At 59.9% G+C, this 20,853-nt stretch carries 26 protein-coding genes; all 26 read left to right on the top strand.

Annotated elements, in window-relative coordinates; all coding sequences use genetic code 11:
* Positions 1-239 precede the first annotated feature (239 nt).
* The 26 genes from rpoB to rplO all read left to right on the top strand — a co-directional run bounded on the left by rpoB (position 240) and on the right by rplO (position 20,845).
* Complete coding sequence (gene rpoB / locus ACE2AA_RS08170) at positions 240-4,412, top strand: DNA-directed RNA polymerase subunit beta (protein WP_395372032.1); 4,173 nt, start codon at positions 240-242, stop codon at positions 4,410-4,412.
* A 101-nt stretch (positions 4,413-4,513) separates the two neighbouring features.
* Positions 4,514-8,710: a DNA-directed RNA polymerase subunit beta' gene (rpoC, locus tag ACE2AA_RS08165; RefSeq protein WP_395372030.1), complete on the top strand. Its 4,197-nt coding sequence runs from the start codon at positions 4,514-4,516 to the stop codon at positions 8,708-8,710.
* A gap of 414 nt (positions 8,711-9,124) precedes the next feature.
* A complete protein-coding gene (gene rpsL, locus ACE2AA_RS08160) occupies positions 9,125-9,496 on the top strand; it encodes a 30S ribosomal protein S12 (RefSeq protein ID WP_003621118.1) in 372 nt (123 codons plus the stop codon).
* Between the two features lie 15 nt (positions 9,497-9,511).
* Positions 9,512-9,988 (top strand): 30S ribosomal protein S7, encoded by a 477-nt coding sequence (rpsG, locus tag ACE2AA_RS08155; RefSeq protein ID WP_007399617.1) that lies wholly within the window; start codon positions 9,512-9,514, stop codon positions 9,986-9,988.
* Between the two features lie 93 nt (positions 9,989-10,081).
* Positions 10,082-11,272, top strand: coding sequence for an elongation factor Tu (tuf, locus tag ACE2AA_RS08150; protein ID WP_010506739.1), 1,191 nt, complete (start codon positions 10,082-10,084; stop codon positions 11,270-11,272).
* 105 nt (positions 11,273-11,377) lie between these two features.
* Positions 11,378-11,686: a 30S ribosomal protein S10 gene (gene rpsJ, locus ACE2AA_RS08145; RefSeq protein WP_007282720.1), complete on the top strand. Its 309-nt coding sequence runs from the start codon at positions 11,378-11,380 to the stop codon at positions 11,684-11,686.
* Between the two features lie 10 nt (positions 11,687-11,696).
* Positions 11,697-12,380, top strand: a complete 684-nt coding sequence (gene rplC, locus ACE2AA_RS08140) for a 50S ribosomal protein L3 (RefSeq protein WP_141260662.1) — start codon at positions 11,697-11,699, stop codon at positions 12,378-12,380.
* Between the two features lie 12 nt (positions 12,381-12,392).
* Complete coding sequence (gene rplD, locus ACE2AA_RS08135; protein WP_048856918.1) at positions 12,393-13,007, top strand: 50S ribosomal protein L4; 615 nt, start codon at positions 12,393-12,395, stop codon at positions 13,005-13,007.
* A gap of 35 nt (positions 13,008-13,042) precedes the next feature.
* Positions 13,043-13,339, top strand: coding sequence for a 50S ribosomal protein L23 (locus ACE2AA_RS08130; RefSeq protein WP_010506732.1), 297 nt, complete (start codon positions 13,043-13,045; stop codon positions 13,337-13,339).
* 16 nt (positions 13,340-13,355) lie between these two features.
* Positions 13,356-14,186, top strand: coding sequence for a 50S ribosomal protein L2 (rplB, locus tag ACE2AA_RS08125; protein WP_010506731.1), 831 nt, complete (start codon positions 13,356-13,358; stop codon positions 14,184-14,186).
* A gap of 12 nt (positions 14,187-14,198) precedes the next feature.
* Positions 14,199-14,477, top strand: coding sequence for a 30S ribosomal protein S19 (rpsS, locus tag ACE2AA_RS08120; RefSeq protein WP_007399623.1), 279 nt, complete (start codon positions 14,199-14,201; stop codon positions 14,475-14,477).
* Between the two features lie 2 nt (positions 14,478-14,479).
* A complete protein-coding gene (gene rplV, locus ACE2AA_RS08115) occupies positions 14,480-14,881 on the top strand; it encodes a 50S ribosomal protein L22 (RefSeq protein WP_007399624.1) in 402 nt (133 codons plus the stop codon).
* Positions 14,882-14,884: 3 nt separating this feature from the next.
* Positions 14,885-15,562: a 30S ribosomal protein S3 gene (gene rpsC / locus ACE2AA_RS08110; protein WP_010506729.1), complete on the top strand. Its 678-nt coding sequence runs from the start codon at positions 14,885-14,887 to the stop codon at positions 15,560-15,562.
* Positions 15,563-15,616: 54 nt separating this feature from the next.
* A complete protein-coding gene (gene rplP / locus ACE2AA_RS08105; RefSeq protein WP_007399626.1) occupies positions 15,617-16,033 on the top strand; it encodes a 50S ribosomal protein L16 in 417 nt (138 codons plus the stop codon).
* 1 nt (position 16,034) lies between these two features.
* Positions 16,035-16,271 carry a 50S ribosomal protein L29 gene (gene rpmC / locus ACE2AA_RS08100; RefSeq protein ID WP_010506728.1) on the top strand — a complete coding sequence of 79 codons (237 nt, stop codon included), beginning with the start codon at positions 16,035-16,037 and terminating at the stop codon, positions 16,269-16,271.
* Positions 16,272-16,284: 13 nt separating this feature from the next.
* Complete coding sequence (gene rpsQ / locus ACE2AA_RS08095) at positions 16,285-16,566, top strand: 30S ribosomal protein S17 (protein ID WP_061271381.1); 282 nt, start codon at positions 16,285-16,287, stop codon at positions 16,564-16,566.
* A 15-nt stretch (positions 16,567-16,581) separates the two neighbouring features.
* Complete coding sequence (gene rplN, locus ACE2AA_RS08090; protein WP_007399629.1) at positions 16,582-16,950, top strand: 50S ribosomal protein L14; 369 nt, start codon at positions 16,582-16,584, stop codon at positions 16,948-16,950.
* Positions 16,950-17,270: a 50S ribosomal protein L24 gene (gene rplX / locus ACE2AA_RS08085; protein WP_010506725.1), complete on the top strand. Its 321-nt coding sequence runs from the start codon at positions 16,950-16,952 to the stop codon at positions 17,268-17,270. Before rplN ends, rplX begins: the two co-directional genes overlap by 1 nt.
* Positions 17,271-17,280: 10 nt before the next feature.
* Positions 17,281-17,850, top strand: a complete 570-nt coding sequence (gene rplE / locus ACE2AA_RS08080; protein WP_039732878.1) for a 50S ribosomal protein L5 — start codon at positions 17,281-17,283, stop codon at positions 17,848-17,850.
* A 105-nt stretch (positions 17,851-17,955) separates the two neighbouring features.
* Positions 17,956-18,261 carry a 30S ribosomal protein S14 gene (gene rpsN, locus ACE2AA_RS08075; RefSeq protein WP_010506721.1) on the top strand — a complete coding sequence of 102 codons (306 nt, stop codon included), beginning with the start codon at positions 17,956-17,958 and terminating at the stop codon, positions 18,259-18,261.
* Between the two features lie 12 nt (positions 18,262-18,273).
* Complete coding sequence (gene rpsH, locus ACE2AA_RS08070; protein ID WP_010506719.1) at positions 18,274-18,672, top strand: 30S ribosomal protein S8; 399 nt, start codon at positions 18,274-18,276, stop codon at positions 18,670-18,672.
* Positions 18,673-18,682: 10 nt separating this feature from the next.
* Positions 18,683-19,216: a 50S ribosomal protein L6 gene (gene rplF, locus ACE2AA_RS08065; RefSeq protein WP_141260660.1), complete on the top strand. Its 534-nt coding sequence runs from the start codon at positions 18,683-18,685 to the stop codon at positions 19,214-19,216.
* Entirely contained in the window at positions 19,216-19,578 is a 363-nt protein-coding gene (gene rplR, locus ACE2AA_RS08060; RefSeq protein WP_010506716.1) for a 50S ribosomal protein L18, read from the top strand. Before rplF ends, rplR begins: the two co-directional genes overlap by 1 nt.
* Positions 19,579-19,595: 17 nt before the next feature.
* The gene (gene rpsE, locus ACE2AA_RS08055; protein WP_010513074.1) at positions 19,596-20,174 is read left to right on the top strand and encodes a 30S ribosomal protein S5; all 579 of its coding nucleotides are present in this window, start codon (positions 19,596-19,598) and stop codon (positions 20,172-20,174) included.
* On the top strand, positions 20,167-20,355 hold the full coding sequence (gene rpmD / locus ACE2AA_RS08050; RefSeq protein WP_010506714.1) for a 50S ribosomal protein L30: 189 nt from the start codon (positions 20,167-20,169) through the stop codon (positions 20,353-20,355). Before rpsE ends, rpmD begins: the two co-directional genes overlap by 8 nt.
* A gap of 1 nt (position 20,356) precedes the next feature.
* Positions 20,357-20,845 (top strand): 50S ribosomal protein L15, encoded by a 489-nt coding sequence (gene rplO / locus ACE2AA_RS08045; protein ID WP_141260658.1) that lies wholly within the window; start codon positions 20,357-20,359, stop codon positions 20,843-20,845.
* The last annotated feature ends 8 nt before the right edge of the window (positions 20,846-20,853 follow it).

Here is a 20,853-nt window from a genome sequence, read left to right as displayed (position 1 = left end):
GCGTCGTTTATGACGCACTCAGGCTGATTGTTCAGGTGAGGGTGGAAACCGTCTGGTTTCCGCCCCCTTGGGCGTTACAGGCACCCTGGCCGCAAGGCTTCGGGTGCCTTTGGCAGTAGTAAAGGGTTGGTCGGGCCGCAGGTCCGGTCGATCTGCCAAGGATTTTTACGGGCCGCGCAGTCCGCGTGACATTCGTGTCACGGTCGTGCGGACCTGTGTGGATGGGGGCTGGATAGGCGATGAACGCGATTACAAAATCGTTCACGGGACGCAAACGCATCCGCAAGAGCTTCGGGCATATACCCGAGGTCGCTCCGATGCCCAATCTGATCGACGTGCAGCGGGCAAGCTACGAGACGTTCCTTCAGATGAATGTGGCGCCCGACAGCCGGACGCCGACGGGCCTGCAGGAAGTGTTCCGTTCCGTCTTTCCGATCAATGATTTCGCGGGGCGCGGGCGTCTGGAATTCGTCAGCTATGAGCTGGAAGAGCCGAAATACGACGTCGAGGAATGCATTCAGCGTGGGCTGACCTTCGCCGCGCCGCTGAAGGTGATCCTGCGCCTGATCGTGTGGGACGTGGATGAAGACACCGGATCGCGTTCGATCCGCGATATCAAGGAACAGCCGGTTTACATGGGCGACATGCCGCTCATGACCGATAACGGCACCTTCATCATCAATGGGACCGAGCGTGTCATCGTCAGCCAGATGCACCGCAGCCCCGGCGTGTTCTTCGATCACGACAAGGGCAAGACCCATTCTTCGGGCAAGTTCCTGTTCGCCGCGCGTGTCATTCCCTATCGCGGGTCGTGGCTCGACTTCGAATTCGACAGCAAGGACCTGATCTACGTCCGCATCGACCGCAAGCGCAAGCTGCCGGTCACCACGCTGTTATACGCGCTGGAAGGTGCCGCGTCCGAAGCCGCCCGCGCCGCCAAGGCCGCTGAAGGCGGCGATGTGGAAGCCATGGAAATCCGTGGCATGGATCCCGATGAGATCCTGAGCTATTTCTACGGCAAGGTCGAGTTCACCAAGACGGAAAAGGGCTGGGCCCGCCGTTTTGATGCCGATTCCTTCCGTGGCATGAAGCTGCTTGAGCCGCTGATTGATGCCCAGACGGGTGAGGAAGTCGCCCCGGTCGACGCGAAGCTGACCGCCCGCATGGTCCGCAAGATCGCGGAAACAACCAAGGAAGTGCTGGTCGGCCCGGCCGGTCTGATCGGGCGTTTCATCGCATCCGACATCGTTAACGAACACACGGGTGAGATCTTTGCCGAAGCCGGTGACGAACTGACCGAGCAGAAGCTGGAAGAACTTGAGGAAGCCGGCCTGACCACGCTGTCCACCCTGGCGGTGGATGCAGCCAATGGCCCGTGGATCCGCAATACGCTCGCCGTGGACAAGAACACTTCGCGTGATGAGGCGCTGACCGACATCTATCGTGTCATGCGCCCCGGCGAGCCGCCGACACCCGAGACGGCGGAAGCCATGTTCTCCGGCCTGTTCTTCGATCCCGACCGTTATGACCTGTCTGCCGTTGGTCGCGTGAAGATGAACATGCGCCTTGGCGTGGACGTGCCCGATACGGTGCGTGTCCTGCGTAAGGAAGACATCCTGCGCACCGTCAAGATCATGTGCGAGCTGAAGGACGGTCGCGGCGCGATCGACGACATCGACAACCTTGGCAACCGTCGCGTGCGTTCGGTTGGCGAGCTGATGGAAAACCAGTACCGCGTTGGTCTGCTGCGCATGGAGCGCGCCATCCGCGAACGCATGGGCTCCGTTGATATCGACACGGTCATGCCGCATGACCTGATCAACGCCAAGCCGGCTGCGGCCGCGGTGCGTGAGTTCTTTGGTTCCTCCCAGCTCAGCCAGTTCATGGACCAGACCAACCCGCTGTCGGAAGTGACGCACAAGCGTCGTCTTTCCGCACTCGGCCCGGGTGGCCTGACCCGTGAACGTGCAGGCTTCGAAGTCCGTGACGTGCATCCGACGCATTATGGCCGTATCTGCCCGATCGAGACGCCGGAAGGCCCGAACATCGGCCTGATCAACTCGCTGGCCACCTATGCCAAGGTGAACAAGTACGGCTTCATCGAAACCCCATACCGCATGGTTGAGGACGGCGTTCTTCAGGATGGCTGGAAATATCTTTCCGCCATGGAAGAAGAAAAGCTGGTTGTCGCCCAGGCGGATGCGAAGCAGGACGCGGAAGGCCACCTGACGGATGATCTGGTTTCGGTGCGTCGTGGCGGTGACTTCCGTCAGGTTCCACCGACCGATGTGACAGCGTGTGACGTCTCACCCAAGCAGCTTGTCTCGGTAGCCGCGGCCCTCATCCCGTTCCTTGAGAACGATGACGCCAACCGCGCGCTGATGGGTTCGAACATGCAGCGTCAGGCCGTGCCGCTGGTACGTTCGGACGCGCCGCTGGTCGGCACGGGCATGGAAGCCGCCGTGGCCCATGACTCGGGTGCCGCGATCGTGGCCCGCCGGCATGGTGTGGTCGACCAGATTGATGGTGCACGTATCGTTGTGCGCGCAACGGATGATGCCGGCGCGACGCAGGGCGTGGATATCTACCGTCTGCGCAAATACATGCGTTCCAACCAGTCCACCTGCATCAACCAGCGTCCGCTGGTGCGCGTGGGCGACCAGGTCCGCGCGGGTGAGATCATTGCTGATGGCCCGTCCACCGAGCTGGGTGAACTGGCGCTGGGTCGTAACGTGCTGGTCGCGTTCATGCCCTGGAACGGCTACAACTTTGAAGATTCGATCCTGATTTCCGAACGGATCGCGCGTGATGACGTGTTTACCTCGATCCATATCGAGGAATTCGAGGTCATGGCCCGTGACACCAAGCTGGGTCAGGAAGAAATCACCCGTGACATCCCGAATGTCGGTGAGGAAGCGCTGCGCAACCTCGACGAAGCCGGGATCGTGTATGTGGGCGCCGAAGTGAATCCCGGCGACATTCTGATCGGTAAGGTCACGCCAAAGGGCGAAAGCCCGATGACGCCGGAAGAAAAGCTGCTGCGCGCCATCTTTGGTGAAAAGGCATCCGACGTTCGTGATACCTCGCTCAAGCTGCCGCCGGGCACGACGGGCACCATCGTGGATGTGCGCGTGTTCTCCCGCCGTGGCGTGGACAAGGATGAGCGCGCGATGGCGATCGAGCGTGCCGAGATCGAACGCCTTGCCAAGGACCGTGACGATGAACGCGCCATTCAGGAACGTTCGTTCTACAACCGTCTGCGCGAACACCTGATCGGCCAGACGGCAGGCACGGGCTTCAAGGGGATCCGCTCCGGCACCGAGATCACGGATGAGGTCCTGTCCGAGCATCCGCGTGGCGCATGGCGCAACATCACCGTGATGTCCGATGAGGTCATGGCGGAACTGGAAACGCTGCGTCGTGAATTCGATGCCGCCGTGTCCAAGATCCAGGCCCGCTTCGACAACAAGGTCGAAAAGCTGCAGCGCGGTGACGAGCTGCCGCCGGGCGTGATGAAGATGGTCAAGGTCTTCGTCGCGGTGAAGCGCAAGCTGCAGCCGGGTGACAAGATGGCTGGCCGTCACGGCAACAAGGGTGTCGTCTCCCGCGTTGTACCGGTCGAGGACATGCCGTTCCTTGAGGATGGCACGTCGGTTGACATCGTGCTGAACCCGCTGGGCGTGCCATCGCGTATGAACGTGGGGCAGATCCTTGAGACGCATCTGGGCTGGGCCTGCGCCAATATCGGCCGTCAGGTGGCCCAGCTGGCCGATGATTACCAGCGCCATGGTGAAAAGCGCCAGGAACTGCTTGATGAACTGAAGTCGGTCTATGGCGACAAGGTTTATGACGAGCAGATCGGTGACATGACCGATGCGCAGCTGCTGGAACTGTGTGGCAACCTGCGCAAGGGCGTGCCGATCGCAACGCCAGTATTCGACGGGGCGTCCATCCCGGATATCGAATCCATGCTGCAGAAGGCTGGTGTGGACAAATCCGGGCAGTCACAGCTGATCGACGGGCGCACGGGTGAACCGTTCGAGCGCAAGACCACGGTCGGTTACATCTATATGCTCAAGCTGCATCATCTTGTTGATGACAAGATCCATGCCCGTTCCATCGGTCCGTACTCGCTGGTTACCCAGCAGCCGCTGGGTGGTAAAGCGCAGTTCGGCGGGCAGCGCTTTGGTGAAATGGAAGTGTGGGCGCTGGAAGCTTACGGCGCGGCTTACACACTGCAGGAAATGCTGACGGTCAAATCGGATGACGTGTCCGGTCGTACCAAGGTCTATGAAGCCATCGTGCGCGAGCAGGATGACTTCGAAGCCGGTATTCCGGAAAGCTTCAACGTCCTGATCAAGGAACTGAAGTCCCTTGGCCTGAATGTTGACCTGGAACAGAGCGGTTCCTGACCGGGCCTTATGTTGCACGTCGGTCCATACATTTTTCTTTCAGGAGTGGAAGCAGGTAACGCGGCTGCTTCCGCTTCATTCCCTCAGGGGGTTTGCGGCGCATGAATGAACTCATGAAGATCCTTGGTCAGGGCGGCCAGGCCATGACCTTCGATCAGATCAAGATCCAGCTCGCTTCGGCCGAGCAGATCCGTTCCTGGTCGTACGGCGAGATCAAGAAGCCCGAGACCATCAATTACCGGACATTCAAGCCGGAACGTGATGGCCTGTTCTGTGCGCGGATATTCGGTCCGATCAAGGATTACGAATGCCTGTGCGGCAAGTACAAGCGGATGAAATTCCGCGGCATCATCTGCGAAAAGTGCGGCGTTGAAGTTACGCTGGCCAAGGTCCGGCGCGAGCGCATGGGTCATATCGAGCTGGCAAGTCCCGTCGCCCATATCTGGTTCCTGAAGTCACTGCCCAGCCGTATCGGCCTGATGGTCGACATGACGCTGAAGGATCTGGAAAAGATCCTGTATTTCGAAAGCTACGTGGTTCTGGAACCTGGCACCTCGCCGCTCAAGCAGTACAGTCTGCTGACGGAAGACCAGTACCTTGATGTCATGGATGAGCATGGCGACGAGGGGATCGAGGTTGGCATCGGTGCCGAAGCGATCAAGAAGATCCTCGAACGCATCGACTGCAAGGTCGAGAAGGAAGAACTGCGTCAGGAACTGAAGGACACCACGTCCGAGGCCAAGCGCAAGAAGCTGGTCAAGCGCCTGAAGCTGGTCGAGGCCTTCGCTGACAGTGAATCGCGCCCGGAATGGATGATCCTGGACCTGGTGCCGGTCATTCCGCCCGAACTGCGTCCGCTGGTGCCGCTGGATGGCGGCCGCTTCGCGACATCGGACCTGAACGACCTGTACCGTCGCGTCATCAACCGCAACAACCGTCTCAAGCGGCTGATCGAGCTGCGTGCGCCGGATATCATTGTCCGTAACGAAAAGCGCATGCTGCAGGAATCGGTCGATGCGCTGTTTGACAACGGTCGTCGTGGCCGCGCCATCACGGGGGCGAACAAGCGTCCGCTGAAGTCGCTGTCCGACATGCTGAAGGGCAAGCAGGGACGTTTCCGTCAGAACCTGCTGGGCAAACGCGTTGACTACTCCGGTCGTTCGGTCATCGTGGTCGGTCCGGAACTGAAGCTGCACCAGTGCGGCCTGCCCAAGAAGATGGCGCTGGAACTGTTCAAGCCGTTCATCTACTCCAAGCTGGAAAAATACGGTCACGCCACCACCATCAAGGCCGCGAAGCGGATGGTCGAAAAGGAACGTCCCGAGGTCTGGGATATCCTTGAAGAAGTGATCCGTGAACACCCGGTCATGCTCAACCGTGCGCCGACGCTGCATCGTCTGGGCATTCAGGCGTTTGAACCGGTGCTGATCGAAGGCAAGGCAATCCAGCTGCACCCGCTGGTCTGCACCGCGTTCAACGCGGACTTTGACGGTGACCAGATGGCCGTGCATGTCCCGCTGAGCCTTGAGGCGCAGCTGGAAGCACGCGTGCTGATGATGTCCACCAACAACATCCTCAGCCCCGCCAACGGCAAGCCGATCATCGTGCCGTCGCAGGATATCGTGCTGGGTCTGTACTACCTCAGCCTCGAGACGCCGGAATTCCGCGCCACCCCCGACCAGAACAGCTATGATGACAAGGGGCAGGTGACGGTTGCGGGTGCGCCTTCCTTCTCCAGCGTAGGCGAAGTGGAATACGCGCTCAGCACGGGTGCGGTGAAGCTGCATGACAAGATCCGCGCGCGTATCGAGAACGTCGATGCCGAAGGCAAGGCCACGCGCGAAACCGTCGTGACCACGCCGGGCCGGATGCTTGTAGCCCAGATCCTGCCGCGTAACCCGGCGCTGCCGTTCTCGCTGATCAACCGTCAGCTGACCAAGAAGATCGTGTCGGATGTCATCGATGCGGTCTACCGTCACTGCGGCCAGAAGGAATGCGTGATCTTCTGTGACCGCCTGATGGGCCTTGGGTTCCGCCATGCGGCGAAGTCCGGCATTTCCTTCGGTAAGGACGACATGATTGTTCCGACCGAAAAGAAGGAACTGGTCGATCGTACTGCCGCCGAGGTGAAGGAGTTCGAACAGCAGTATCAGGACGGTCTGATTACTGCGGGCGAACGCTACAACAAGGTGGTCGATGCATGGTCGCGCTGCACGGACGAAGTGCAGGCCGCGATGATGAAGGAGATTTCCAAGCAGGAAATCGGCAAGCCCACCAACTCGGTGTGGATGATGAGCCACTCCGGTGCCCGTGGGTCGCCAGCACAGATGAAGCAGCTGGCCGGCATGCGTGGCCTGATGGCCAAGCCGTCGGGTGAGATCATCGAACAGCCGATCATCGCCAACTTCAAGGAAGGCCTGTCGGTTCTCGATTACTTCACCTCCAGCCATGGTGCGCGTAAGGGCCTGGCCGATACCGCGCTAAAGACCGCGAACTCGGGTTACCTGACCCGACGTCTGGTTGACGTGGCGCAGGACAGCATCATTGTCGAGGAAGATTGCGGGACCGAACGTGGCCTGACGATCCGTGCAGTCATGGATGGCGGCGAAGTCGTCGCCTCCCTGTCCGAACGTATGCTGGGCCGTACCCTGGCTGCCGACGTGCAGGACCCGGCCACCGGCAAGGTGCTGTTCCCGCGCAACACGCTGATTGAGGAAGCCCAGGCCGAGCAGATCGAGAAGGCGGGTGTCGAAAGCCTGCTGATCCGCTCTGTGCTGACCTGTGACAGCCGTGTGGGTGTGTGTGGTCACTGCTATGGCCGTGACCTTGCACGTGGCACGCCAGTCAATATTGGTGAAGCCGTAGGCGTCATCGCCGCCCAGTCCATTGGTGAGCCTGGCACCCAGCTGACCATGCGTACCTTCCATATCGGTGGTGCTGCGCAGCGTGGCGCCGAACAGTCGATGGTCGAGGCGTCGCGTGACGGCAAGGTGACGATCCGCAACAAGAACGTTGTGCATAACAGCCAGAACGTGCCCATCGTCATGTCGCGTAACTGCGAAATCCTGCTGACGGATGACCGTGGTACCGAACGTGCCCGCTACCGTGTGCCCTATGGTGCGCGTCTGCTGGTGGAAGACGGGGCTGAGGTCGCGCGTGGCCAGAAGATGGCCGAGTGGGATCCGTATACCCTGCCGATCATCACCGAACAGCCGGGTAAGGTCGAATATCTTGACCTGATCGACTCCATCACCCTGGTGGAGCGTATGGATGAGGTGACCGGCCTTACGTCAAAGGTGGTCGTGGACTACAAGCAGGCGTCCAAGGGGATCGACCTGCGTCCGCGCCTGCAGCTGAAGGACGCCAATGGTGACGTGGTGAAGCTGGCCAACGGCAACGATGCCCGCTACTTCCTGTCGCCTGACTCGCTGCTGTCGGTCGAGAACGGCGCCCAGGTCAACGCAGGTGACGTGCTGGCGCGTATCCCGCGTGAAGGCTCCAAGACGCGTGACATTACCGGTGGTCTGCCGCGCGTGGCCGAGCTGTTCGAGGCCCGTCGTCCGAAGGATCACGCGATCATCTCGGAAACCGAGGGACGTGTGGAATTCGGCAAGGACTACAAGTCCAAGCGTCGTGTCATCGTGAAGAACGACGAGACGGGCGAGGAGACGGATTACCTGATCCCCAAGGGCAAGCACGTTTCCGTTCAGGAAGGCGACTTTGTCCAGGTTGGCGATCCGCTGGTCGACGGTCCGCGCGTGCCGCATGACATCCTGAAGGTTCTGGGTGTCGAGGCGCTGTCCGACTATCTCGTCAACGAGATCCAGGACGTCTATCGACTGCAGGGCGTGAAGATCAATGACAAGCATATCGAGGTCATTGTCCGTCAGATGCTGCAGAAGGTGGAAATTCTTGAACCGGGCGATACGACCTACCTGATCGGTGAGACGGTGGACCGTATCGAATACGAGGAAGAGAACACGAAGCGCCTGAACATGGGCGAGCGTCCGGCTGTTGCCATGCCTGTGCTGCAGGGCATCACGAAGGCGTCGCTGCAGACGCAGTCCTTCATCTCCGCCGCATCCTTCCAGGAAACCACACGTGTCCTGACCGAGGCCGCTACGGCCGGGAAGAAGGATACGCTGAACGGCCTGAAGGAGAACGTGATTGTCGGTCGCCTGATCCCTGCAGGCACGGGCAGCGTGATGAACAAGCTTCGCGCCGTTGCGGCGGGCGAAGACAAGCAGCGTCTGGCCCAGGCCCGCGCTGCAGTGGCCACCACCAAGGCCGCCGAGTAACAATACGAGTGAAATGCCAGATGCCGCAGGCCGGTATCTGGCATGATTCGGTGCTGCACTATTGTCACCATCCGATTCAGGCGGTATCAGCGGCCTGACGGAGCGGTGCTCCGAGTCCGGTGGAACAGAGTCGCTCTGTCGGACTGCTAGCGAATCCTGCGCAAGGCTTGACTTTTGGTCAGTTTGCCCGTAGGTAACGCGCCCTCGGCTAGCCCTGTCTGAAAGACGTCGTTGGCCGTCGAATGCAGCATGCAGGCATGCGGTGCCGCAGTCCGGGAATCGGGCTGCCCAGGCCGGATGTAAATATGATGCCCGAACGAATGGTTGTCATTCGTTGGGGTTTTGTTGTGAACGACAGTCGGCAACCAGATATGGGGTTGGCCGGCCGAATTTTGTAAGGATCGGGAAAGGCGTATGCCGACCATCAACCAGTTGATCGCGAAAGGTCGCGAGCCCGCAGCCAAACGCAACAAGGTTCCTGCACTGCAGGGCTGTCCGCAGAAGCGTGGCGTTTGTACTCGTGTTTACACAACCACACCGAAGAAGCCGAACTCGGCTCTGCGTAAGGTGGCAAAAGTTCGCCTGACCAACGGGTATGAGGTTGTGAGCTATATTCCGGGTGAGGGGCATAACCTCCAGGAACATAGTGTTGTCCTGATCCGTGGTGGTCGCGTTAAGGATCTTCCTGGCGTGCGTTATCACATCCTGCGCGGCGTTCTGGACACCCAGGGTATCGCCAAGCGTCGTCAGCGTCGCTCGCTCTATGGCGCGAAGCGTCCTAAGTAAAAGGAATAACGAGGCATGAGTCGCCGTCATCGCGCAGTAAAGCGCGAGATTCTTCCCGATCCGAAATTTGGTGATGTCGTCATTACGCGTTTCATGAACGCCCTGATGTACGACGGCAAGAAGTCCACAGCCGAAGGGATCGTCTATGGCGCCCTTGAGGTGCTGCGTCGCCGTGGTGGTGCAGCTGCGGACCCTGTGGTCATGTTCCACAGCGCGCTGGACAATGTTAAGCCGGCTGTCGAGGTGCGTTCCCGCCGTGTCGGTGGCGCCACCTACCAGGTTCCGGTCGAAGTCCGGGCCGAGCGCCGTCAGGCGCTGGCAATCCGCTGGCTGATCGACGCGTCGCGCAAGCGCGGCGAGAACACCATGCAGGATCGCCTGTCGAACGAACTTCTTGATGCCGTCAACAATCGTGGCGCAGCGGTCAAGAAGCGCGAAGACACGCACCGCATGGCTGAAGCCAACAAGGCGTTCAGTCATTACCGCTGGTAAAGGCGGTCAGGCCGGTCTATTGACCTGCCCGGCTTCCGAAACGGAACTTTCCAACCCGACTCTCGGCACGAGGCCGAGTTAACGGAGAAAACGATGGCAAAGGCTAAATTTGAGCGGAATAAGCCGCACTGCAACATCGGCACGATTGGTCACGTCGATCACGGCAAGACCTCGCTGACTGCTGCTATCACCAAGACGCTGGCGAAGGCCGGTGGTGCGGAATTCAAGGCGTACGACATGATCGACGCCGCACCTGAAGAACGCGCCCGTGGCATCACCATCTCGACCGCGCACGTCGAGTATGAAACCGCGAAGCGTCACTATGCGCACGTCGACTGCCCGGGCCATGCTGACTATGTGAAGAACATGATCACCGGTGCCGCGCAGATGGACGGCGCGATTCTGGTTGTGTCCGCTGCTGACGGCCCGATGCCGCAGACCCGTGAGCACATCCTGCTTGCCCGTCAGGTTGGCGTGCCGGCGCTGGTCGTGTTCCTGAACAAGGTTGACCAGGTTGACGATCCGGAACTGCTGGAACTCGTTGAAATGGAAGTGCGTGAGCTGCTGTCCGCTTACCAGTTTCCTGGCGACGATATCCCCATCATCAAGGGTTCGGCCCTGGTGACGCTGGAAGACGGTGATCCGGAAGTCGGTGAAAACCGCGTTATGGACCTGATGAACGCCGTTGACGAATACATCCCGCAGCCGGAGCGTCCGATCGACCGTCCGTTCCTGATGCCGATCGAAGACGTGTTCTCCATCTCCGGTCGTGGCACCGTGGTGACGGGCCGTGTCGAACGTGGCGCCGTGAACGTTGGCGACGAAATCGAGATCGTTGGTCTGCGTCCGACGCAGAAGACGACCGTGACCGGCGTTGAAATGTTCCGCAAGCTGCTTGATCGTGGTGAAGCAGGTGACAACATCGGCGCGCTGCTGCGTGGCACGAAGCGTGAAGACGTTGAGCGTGGCCAGGTGCTGGCAAAGCCGGGTTCCATCACCCCGCACACCAAGTTCAAGGCGGAAGCCTACATCCTGACGAAGGAAGAGGGTGGCCGTCACACGCCGTTCTTCACCAACTATCGTCCGCAGTTCTATTTCCGTACGACCGACGTCACCGGCGTTGTTCACCTGCCGGAAGGCACGGAAATGGTCATGCCTGGCGATAACGTCGCCATGGATGTCGAGCTGATCGCTCCGATCGCCATGGATGAAGGCCTGCGCTTCGCTATCCGCGAAGGTGGCCGCACCGTTGGTGCAGGTGTTGTTGCTTCCATCACGGCGTGATTGGACAGTAACTGAAGTGTGGCATCCCGGTCGGAGCGATCCGGCCGGGTTTCCATTGCGGATCGGGTTCCCCCGAATCAGGTAAAGTTGGACTGAAACAGAAAGATGGACAACCAGAACATCCGCATTCGCCTGAAGGCGTACGATCATCGGGTGCTTGACAACAGCACGAAAGAGATCGTCAACACGGCGAAGCGTACGGGTGCGCGGGTTCGGGGTCCTATCCCGCTGCCGACGCATATTGAACGGTTCACCGTGAACCGCTCCCCCCACGTGGATAAGAAAAGCCGCGAGCAGTTCGAAATTCGGACCCATCGCCGGCTGCTCGACATTGTCGAGCCGACCCCGCAGACCGTGGACGCTCTCATGAAACTCGACCTCGCCGCTGGCGTGGATGTCGAGATTAAACTCTAAGGTCCAGACGATGCGCACCGGATTGATCGCAAAAAAGCTGGGTATGACCCGGCTGTTCAAGGAAGACGGCACACATGTGCCGGTGACTGTCCTGCAGGTTGATGATCTGCAGGTGGTTGATGTCCGTACGACCGAGCGCGATGGCTATACAGCCGTCCAGCTTGGTTCGGGCAAGGCCAAGGTCAAAAATGTGTCGAAGCCGAACCGCGGCCATTTTGCCAAGGTCAAGGTTGAGCCCAAGAAGAAGCTGGCTGAATTCCGCGTTGCGGATGATGCCGTCCTGGAAGTCGGGGCTTCTCTGTCCGCCAGCCACTTTGTGGTGGGACAGAAGGTGGACGTTACCGGCACCAGCAAGGGTAAGGGTTTTGCCGGCGCAATGAAGCGCTGGAACTTTGCCGGTCTCGAAGCCACCCACGGTGTCTCGATCAGTCACCGTTCGCACGGATCGACGGGTAACCGTCAGGATCCGGGCAAGGTTTTCAAGAACAAGAAGATGGCTGGCCATCTCGGTTCCGAGCGTGTGACCACGCTGAACCTGGAGATTGCGGCTGTTGACGCCGAAAAGAACCTGATCATGATCCGCGGCTCCGTGCCAGGCGGAAAGAATGAGGCGGTTCTGGTTCGTGATGCGATCAAGAAGGCCCGTCATGCCGAGGCGCCGTATCCGGCGGCCCTGGTTGAGGCTGCGGGCTGAGGATAGAGGGCAATGGATTACGATATCAAAACCCTCGATAACGGAAGCGCAGGCAAGACCAGCCTTCCCGACGAGATTTTCGCAGCCACCCCGCGCACGGATATCATGGCGCGTGTGGTTCACTGGCAGCTGGCAAAGCGCCGGGCCGGTACGCACAAGGTCAAGGGCATGGGGGAAATCTCCGGCACGACCAAGAAGCCGTACCGCCAGAAGGGCACCGGTAGCGCCCGTCAGGGTTCGCTGCGTTCGCCGCAGTACCGCACCGGTGGGGTGGTTCATGGTCCGGTCGTGCGCGACCATGGCTATGACCTGCCCAAGAAGGTGCGCCGTCTGGGCCTGATTTCCGCGCTGTCGCAGAAGGCTGCCGAAGGGAAGCTGGTTGTGCTTGATGCGGCGACCGCCTCGGGTAAGTCCGCCGAGCTTGCGAAGAAGCTGAAGGTTCTGGGCTGGACATCCGCCTTGATCGTGGACGCCGCTGTTGAAGAAAACTTCGGCCGTGCCGCGCGCAACCTTCCGAAGATCGACATTCTCCCGACGATCGGTGCGAATGTCTATGACATCCTGAACCACGATGTGCTGGCCATCACCCGCGCAGGTGTTGAAGGACTGAAGGAGCGTCTGGCATGACCAACATCCTGGCAATCCGCAAGAAGGCGGAACGCATGTCGCGCGAAGCGATGTACGACATCATCCGCGCGCCCCTGATCACGGAAAAGGCCACGGCCCTGTCCGAGAAGAATCAGGTCGGTTTCAAGGTTGCGATCGATGCGACGAAGCCGGAAATCAAGGTAGCGGTCGAGACGCTGTTTGGTGTGAAGGTTCTGGGTGTCAACACGCTCATCCAGAAGGGTAAGGCCAAGCGCTTCAAGGGACGTCCCGGCCAGCGTTCGGATGTGAAGAAGGCGTTTGTCCAGCTTGCTGAAGGTCAGTCCATTGACCTGACCGCGAAGCTGGTCTGACGTGGGGTGACAAGAAATGGCATTGAAGCACTTTAATCCAGTTACCCCCAGCCTGCGCGGAACGGTTCTGATCGACCGCAAGGAGCTGTGGAAAGGCAAGCCCGTCAAGGGCCTGACCGAGGGGAAGAACAAGAGCGGCGGCCGTAACAACCACGGTCGCACCACCTCGCGTTTCATCGGTGGCGGACATAAGCAGTCCTACCGCTATGTCGATTTCAAGCGTCGCAAGTTCGATGTGGTCGGCACGGTGGAACGTCTGGAGTATGATCCGAACCGTACGGCCTTCATCGCCCTCATCAAATACGAAGATGGCGAACTGGCTTACATCATCGCACCGCAGCGCCTGAAGGTAGGCGATCAGGTTGTTGCTGGCACCCGCGCCGATATCAAGCCGGGCAATGCAATGCCCCTGTCGTCGGTTCCGGTGGGAACGATCATCCACAACATCGAGCTCAAGGCCGGTGGTGGTGGCAAGATCGCCCGTTCTGCTGGCACCTATGCACAGCTGGTTGGCAAGGATGTGGGCTATGCCCAGATCAAGCTGCAGTCCGGTGAACTGCGTGTCGTCCGTGCGGAGTGCATGGCCACCATCGGTGCCGTGTCCAACCCGGACAACATGAACCAGCATCTGGGCAAGGCCGGCCGTAACCGCTGGCTGGGCCGCCGTCCGCATAACCGTGGTGTCGTCATGAACCCGGTTGACCATCCGCATGGTGGTGGTGAAGGACGGACTTCGGGCGGTCGTCATCCGGTTACGCCATGGGGCAAGCCGACTAAGGGTTACAAGACCAGGGTCAACAAGCGTACGGACAGTCTGATTATCCGTCGCCGGAAGACCGGCAAGTAAGGGGCATTTAAGATGGCACGTTCCGTCTGGAAGGGCCCGTTCGTGGACGGGTATCTGCTGAACAAAGCCGATGCATCGCGCGCGTCGGGCCGTAACGAAGTGATCAAGATCTGGTCGCGTCGATCCACCATCCTGCCGCAGTTCGTCGGACTGACGTTCGGCGTCTATAACGGGCACAAATTCCTGCCCGTGCAGGTTTCCGAGAACATGGTGGGGCACAAGTTCGGTGAGTTTTCACCGACCCGTACCTTCACGGGTCATTCTTCGGACAAGAAAGCGAAGCGGGGCTGATCATGAGCAAGCCTAAGCATCCGCGCACGCTCGCGGAAACCGAGGCGCAGGCGCTGACGCGGAACATCCGCATCAGCCCGCGCAAGCTGAACCTTGTTGCGGGTCTGATCCGCAACAAGCCGGCCGCACAGGCGATCGCCACCCTCACATTCTCCAAGCGTCGTATCGCGCAGCAGGTCAAGAAGACCCTGGAAAGCGCGATTGCCAACGCCGAGAACAACCATCAGTTGGACGTTGACCAGCTGGTTGTCGCCCGTGCCGAGGTGGGCAAGTCGATCGTGATGCGTCGTTTCCACGCACGTGGTCGTGGCCGTTCGGCCCGCATCGAGAAGTTTTTCAGCCACCTGACCATCGTCGTGGCGGAAAAGAAGCCCGAAGCTGAAACCGAAAAGAAGGCAGCCTGATCCATGGGACATAAAGTTAATCCGATCGGGCTGCGGCTTGGTATTAACCGGACATGGGACAGCCGCTGGTATGCTGATGCCGATTATGCGCGTCTGCTGCACGATGACCTGAAGCTGCGGTCCTACCTGCGTCGCAAGCTGTCCGGTGCCGGTGTATCCCGCGTGGTGATTGAACGCCCGGCCAAGAAGCCGCGTGTGACCATCTACGCGGCCCGTCCGGGTGTCGTGATCGGAAAAAAGGGTCAGGACATCGATGTGCTGCGCAAGGATCTGGCCCGTATGGCCAAGACCGATGTCGCGCTGAACATCGTTGAAATCCGCAAGCCGGAAATCGACGCGACCCTGGTGGCCGAGAACATTGCCCAGCAGCTCGAACGTCGTGTTGCCTTCCGTCGCGCCATGAAGCGTGCCGTGCAGTCCGCCATGCGCCTGGGTGCGCAGGGGATCCGGATCAACTGCTCCGGCCGTCTCGGCGGTGCGGAAATCGCACGTGTCGAGTGGTATCGTGAAGGCCGCGTGCCGCTGCATACGCTGCGTGCGGACATTGATTATGGTGTGGCGACCGCCAAGACGACCTATGGCACCTGTGGTGTGAAGGTCTGGATCTTCAAGGGTGAGATTCTTGCCCATGATCCGCTGGCGCAGGACCGTCGCGCCGCCGAACAGGCCCCGCAGCGTTAATCTGCGGGGTCCAATGGACCTAAATGCGCCAGGCGGCGCGTGAGGATTTAGAAAATGCTTTCTCCCAAGCGGACAAAGTACCGCAAGGCCCACAAGGGGCGTATTCATGGGTTGGCCAAGGGTGGCACAACCTTGAATTTTGGGGCTTTTGGCCTGAAGGCTCTGCAGCCTGAACGGATCACTGCCCGCCAGATCGAAGCTGCCCGTCGTGCCATTACCCGCGCCATGAAACGCGCCGGTCGTGTCTGGATTCGGATTTTCCCTGATCTTCCGGTCTCGACAAAGCCCGCAGAAGTGCGTATGGGGTCCGGCAAGGGGTCGCCTGAATATTGGGTGGCTCGTGTGAAGCCGGGTCGAATCCTGTTTGAGATCGAAGGCGTGCCGCCGGAAGTCGCGCGTGAAGCGCTGGCTCTTGGCGCGGCGAAGCTGCCGATCAAGACGAAGTTCGTGACCCGTATCGGAGAGGCGTGAGATGGCAAAGGCAACAAAGCCGGCCGATCTGCGTGCCAAGACTGTTGAAGAACTGGATACGCTTCTCGTCGATCTGAAGCGCGAGCAGTTCAATCTTCGGTTTCAGCATGCGACCGGTCAGACCGAGGGGCAGTCCCGCATGCGCGAAGTTCGTCGTGAAATCGCGCGTGTGAAGACTGTTGCAACCGAGGTTGTGAAGAAGAGTTCCGCTGGCCACGCGCCGGCAGTAAAGTCCTGAAGGGAGACGGGCGATGCCAAGGCGCGTCCTGACCGGGCGGGTAACCAGTGACAAGATGGACAAGACCGTAACGGTTCTTGTCGATCGTCGCATTATCCATCCGTTGTATAAGAAGTTCATTCGTCGCTCGAAAAAGTATGCGGCGCATGACGGCTTGAATGAATGCAAGGTAGGCGACACGGTGCGCATTGAAGAATGCAAGCCGATTTCCCGCCGCAAGACCTGGACTGTCGTTGTCCGGAATGGCCAGCCGCTGGCTGCTGCCGCCGGTGCCGCGTCTGGTGCGCAGGCGTAAAGAAGGGCATAGACCATGATCCATCCCGAGACCAACCTTGACGTGGCCGACAATTCCGGTGCCCGTCAGGTGCAGTGCATCAAGGTGCTGGGCGGTTCCAAGCGGAAGACTGCCTCGGTCGGCGACGTGATTGTCGTGTCCGTCAAGGAGGCCATCCCCCGCGGTAAGGTCAAGAAGGGCGACGTGCACCAGGCGGTGATCGTTCGCACCTCTTACCCCGTCCGTCGCGCTGATGGCAGCGCCATCCGCTTCGACCGTAATGCGGCCGTGCTGATCAACAAGCAGCAGGAGCCGATCGGTACCCGTATCTTTGGCCCGGTCGTGCGTGAACTGCGTGCGCGCAAGTTCATGAAGATCATCTCGCTGGCACCGGAGGTGCTGTAATGGCTGCTCGTATCAAGAAGGGTGATCAGGTTCTGGTCACCACCGGTGGTTCCAAGGGGACCCGTGGCGAGGTTGTTACAGTCCTGCCCGCAGCCAACAAGGCTGTCGTGCGTGGCGTGGCGATTGCAAAGCGTCATACCCGTCCTTCCCGCATGGGTGAGCAGGGTGGCATTGTCCAGAAGGAAATGCCTGTTCATCTGTCCAACCTGAAGCTGATCGATCCCAAGAGCGGTGACCCGACGAAAGTCGGCTTCCGCGTTCTGGAAGATGGTCGCAAGGTTCGTGTCGCCAAGGCGACCGGCGAAGTTATCGAAGGCTGAGGAGGCGGGTATGTCTGAAGTGAAAGAAGCCCGTCCTGTGCCGCGCATGCAGAAGCGCTACCAGGATGAGATGCGCGCGAAGCTGCGTGAGCAGTTCGGGTACAAGAACGAGATGCAGGTTCCGCGTCTTGAGAAGATTGTCCTGAACATGGGCGTGGGTGAAGCTGCCGGCGATCAGAAGAAGCTGGATGCGGCCGTCAAGGAAATGACCCTGATCGCAGGTCAGAAGCCGGTTAAGACCGTGGCCAAGAAAGCCATTGCCGGTTTCAAGATCCGTGAAGGGCTGCCGATCGGGTGCAAGGTGACGCTGCGTCGTGCGCAGATGTTCGAGTTCCTGGATCGTTTTGTGACGATCGCCCTGCCGCGCGTGCGTGATTTCCGCGGGTTGCCGGCGAACAAGGGTTTCGACGGTCGTGGCAACTTTGCGATGGGCCTGAAGGAACAGATTGTCTTCCCGGAAATCGAATACGACAAAGTCGACGAAATCCGTGGCATGGACATCATCTTCGTGACCACCGCGAAGACGGATGCGGAAGCAAAGGCTCTGCTCAAGGCGTTTGATCTGCCCTTTGCTGCATAAAAATGTAGCGAAGGGCTTCCGTCTGAAGTCCAGAAGACCTAATACACACGTTGTTTGGAAAACCGTTGGGAATGGCCCGACAGGTTCCGGAGGGTAAAACAAGGCATGGCCAAAATTTCCGCCGTTAACCGGAATGTCAAGCGCGAGCGCATGGCAAACCGGGACCGGGCTAAGCGGACTGCACTGAAGAATATCATCATGGACCGGTCTCTGCCGGTTGAAGATCGCTTCGATGCATCGCTCAAGCTTGCTGAACTTCCTCGCAATGGTTCGCGCGTCCGCGTGCGGCTGCGCTGCAAGTTGACGGGGCGTCCTCGCGCCAATTACAGAAAGTTCGAACTCTGCCGTATCGCCCTGCGTGACCTGGCCTCTAATGGTCAGATCCCGGGCATGGTCAAATCGAGCTGGTAAGGGCAGGGAACGATGTCACTTTCTGATCCTTTGGGTGATCTGCTCACCCGGATCCGCAATGCGCAGCGTGCACGGCATGCTGCATGCGTGGCGCCGGCTTCAAAGCTGCGCGCCAGTGTTCTCGAGGCTCTGCGCCGCGAGGGGTATATTCGTGGTTTCTCCCGCGAGGAACTGCGTAAAGGTGTGGCCCAGCTGCGCATCGAGCTGAAGTATCTCGATGGTGAGCCGGTCATCAAAGAAATCCACCGTGTGTCCAAGCCGGGACGCCGCGTCTATTCCAAGATTAAGGAACTGCCGCGTGTGTATGCCGGGCTGGGCGTGTCGATCCTGTCGACGCCGCGCGGTGTTCTGTCCGACGCGGAGGCCCGCGCTGCCAATGTTGGCGGTGAAGTCCTCTGTCGTGTATTCTGAGGAGGGATAAATGTCGCGAGTGGGCAAATATCCCGTCGAACTGCCGTCGGGCGTTCAGGTTTCCATTGCTGACGGTGTGCTGACGGCAAAAGGCAAGCTGGGTGAACTCAAGCTGCCGCTGTCCAGCCACGTTTCGGTTGATGTTGCGGATGGCAAGGTTGCCGTGAAGCCGGTTGATACCCAGTCACAGGCCCGTATGATGTGGGGGACCACCCGTTCCCTGATCGCGGGTATGGTCAAGGGGGTGTCCGAAGGGTTTTCCAAGACACTGGAAATCTCCGGGACAGGTTATCGTGCCGCAGTGCAGGGGAAGAACCTGGTCATGAACCTCGGGTATTCGCATGACATCGTCTATGCGATTCCCGAAGGGATCAAGATCACGACCCCCCGTCCCACGGCGGTTACGGTCGAAGGCATTGACAAGCAGCGGGTTGGTCAGGTCGCACTTGACATCCGTAGCTTCCGCAAGCCCGAACCCTACAAGGGCAAGGGTGTCCGTTATGAAACGGAAACCATCCGTCGCAAGGAAGGTAAGAAGAAATAATGAGCACGCAGAAGGATCTGCGGGAACGGCGGCGTCAGCGCCTGCGTTTCCAGCTTCGCCGCAAGAGCGGTGGCCGTCCGCGTCTGTCGGTGTTCCGTTCGGGCAAGAACATCTACGCGCAGGTGATCGACGACGCTGCTGGTCGTACCCTGGCCGCGGCATCGAGCCTGGACAAGGATCTGCGTACGGCCCTCAAGGGTGGTACGGACGTCAAGGCGGCGGGTGCAGTTGGCAAGCTTCTGGCAGAGCGCGCAGTGGCTGCAGGTGTGTCGAAGGTCGTTTTCGACCGCGGCGCGTATCTCTATCATGGGCGTATCAAGGCCCTGGCGGAGGCTGCCCGTGAGGGCGGTCTCTCGTTCTGACGAAAGGGTCACGCATAATGGCACGTGAACCGAGAGAAGGCGGCCGGGGTGGTCGCGATCGCGATCGCGAAGGCGACGATCTGGTCGACAAGCTGGTCACGATCAACCGCGTTGCGAAGGTTGTAAAGGGCGGTCGCCGCTTTGCCTTTGCTGCTCTGGTTGTCGTTGGTGACCAGAAGGGCCGTGTAGGGTTCGGCGCGGGCAAGGCCCGTGAAGTTCCCGAAGCGATCCGCAAGGCAACTGACCGCGCGAAGCGGACGATGATCCGCGTCCCGATGAAGGAAGGCCGCACGCTGCATCACGATGTGGCCGGTCACTTCGGGGCGGGCAAGGTGGTTCTGCGTTCCGCTGATGCGGGCACGGGTATCATCGCCGGTGGTCCGATGCGCGCAGTGTTCGAAAGCCTGGGTATCAATGACGTGGTGGCGAAGTCCCTTGGGACCCGGAACCCGCATAACATGGTGAAGGCGACGTTCGCCGCGCTGGAGCGTTGCGCCAGCCCGCGTTCGGTTGCCAACCGCCGTGGCAAGAAGGTTTCGGACATTCTGGGGCGTCGTGAGGCTGCAGTAACGACGGAGGCCACGGCCGATGTCTGATACCAAGGCGAAAGTGCGCGTCACCCAGGTGCATTCCGGGAACGGACAGAAGCCGGGCCAGCAGGCGACACTGATTGGTCTGGGCCTGAACAAGATTGGTCGTACGCGTGAGCTGGAGGACACCCCTTCGGTTCGCGGTATGATCCGTAAGGTGTCCCACCTGATCAAGGTGGAGGATTGAGATGAACCTGAACGAACTTCGTGACAACGAAGGCGCGCGTTACACCAAGAAGCGTCTTGGTCGCGGCATCGGCTCTGGCAAGGGCAAGACGTCGGGCAAGGGTGTTAAGGGTCAGAAAGCGCGTTCCGGTGTGTCCCTGAACGGTTTTGAAGGCGGTCAGCTGCCAATCTACCGTCGTCTGCCCAAGCGTGGATTCAAGAATATCTTCCGTAAGGAATATGCGATCGTGAATCTGGGCGTGCTGGACAAGGCAATAGCGGCAGGCAAGGTCGATGCCAAGGCTGTCGTGACGGAAGAGACCCTGGCCCAGGCCGGTCTGGTTGGTTCTGGCCGTTTCGCCGGTATCCGTCTGCTGGCGGATGGTGAACTGAACCACGCTGTGACCATTGAAGTATCGGGAGCTTCGGCTGGTGCTGTGGCCGCTGTCGAAAAGGCAGGCGGCAAGGTGCAGGTCAAGGCGCAGAAGCAGCAGGCTCCTGCCGCGGAATGACCGGTCCC

The organism is Komagataeibacter diospyri (assembly GCF_043995075.1).
Taxonomy (GTDB): domain Bacteria; phylum Pseudomonadota; class Alphaproteobacteria; order Acetobacterales; family Acetobacteraceae; genus Komagataeibacter; species Komagataeibacter diospyri.
Note: the sequence above shows the minus strand (reverse complement) of the source record. Positions and strands in the feature narration are given on the sequence as shown.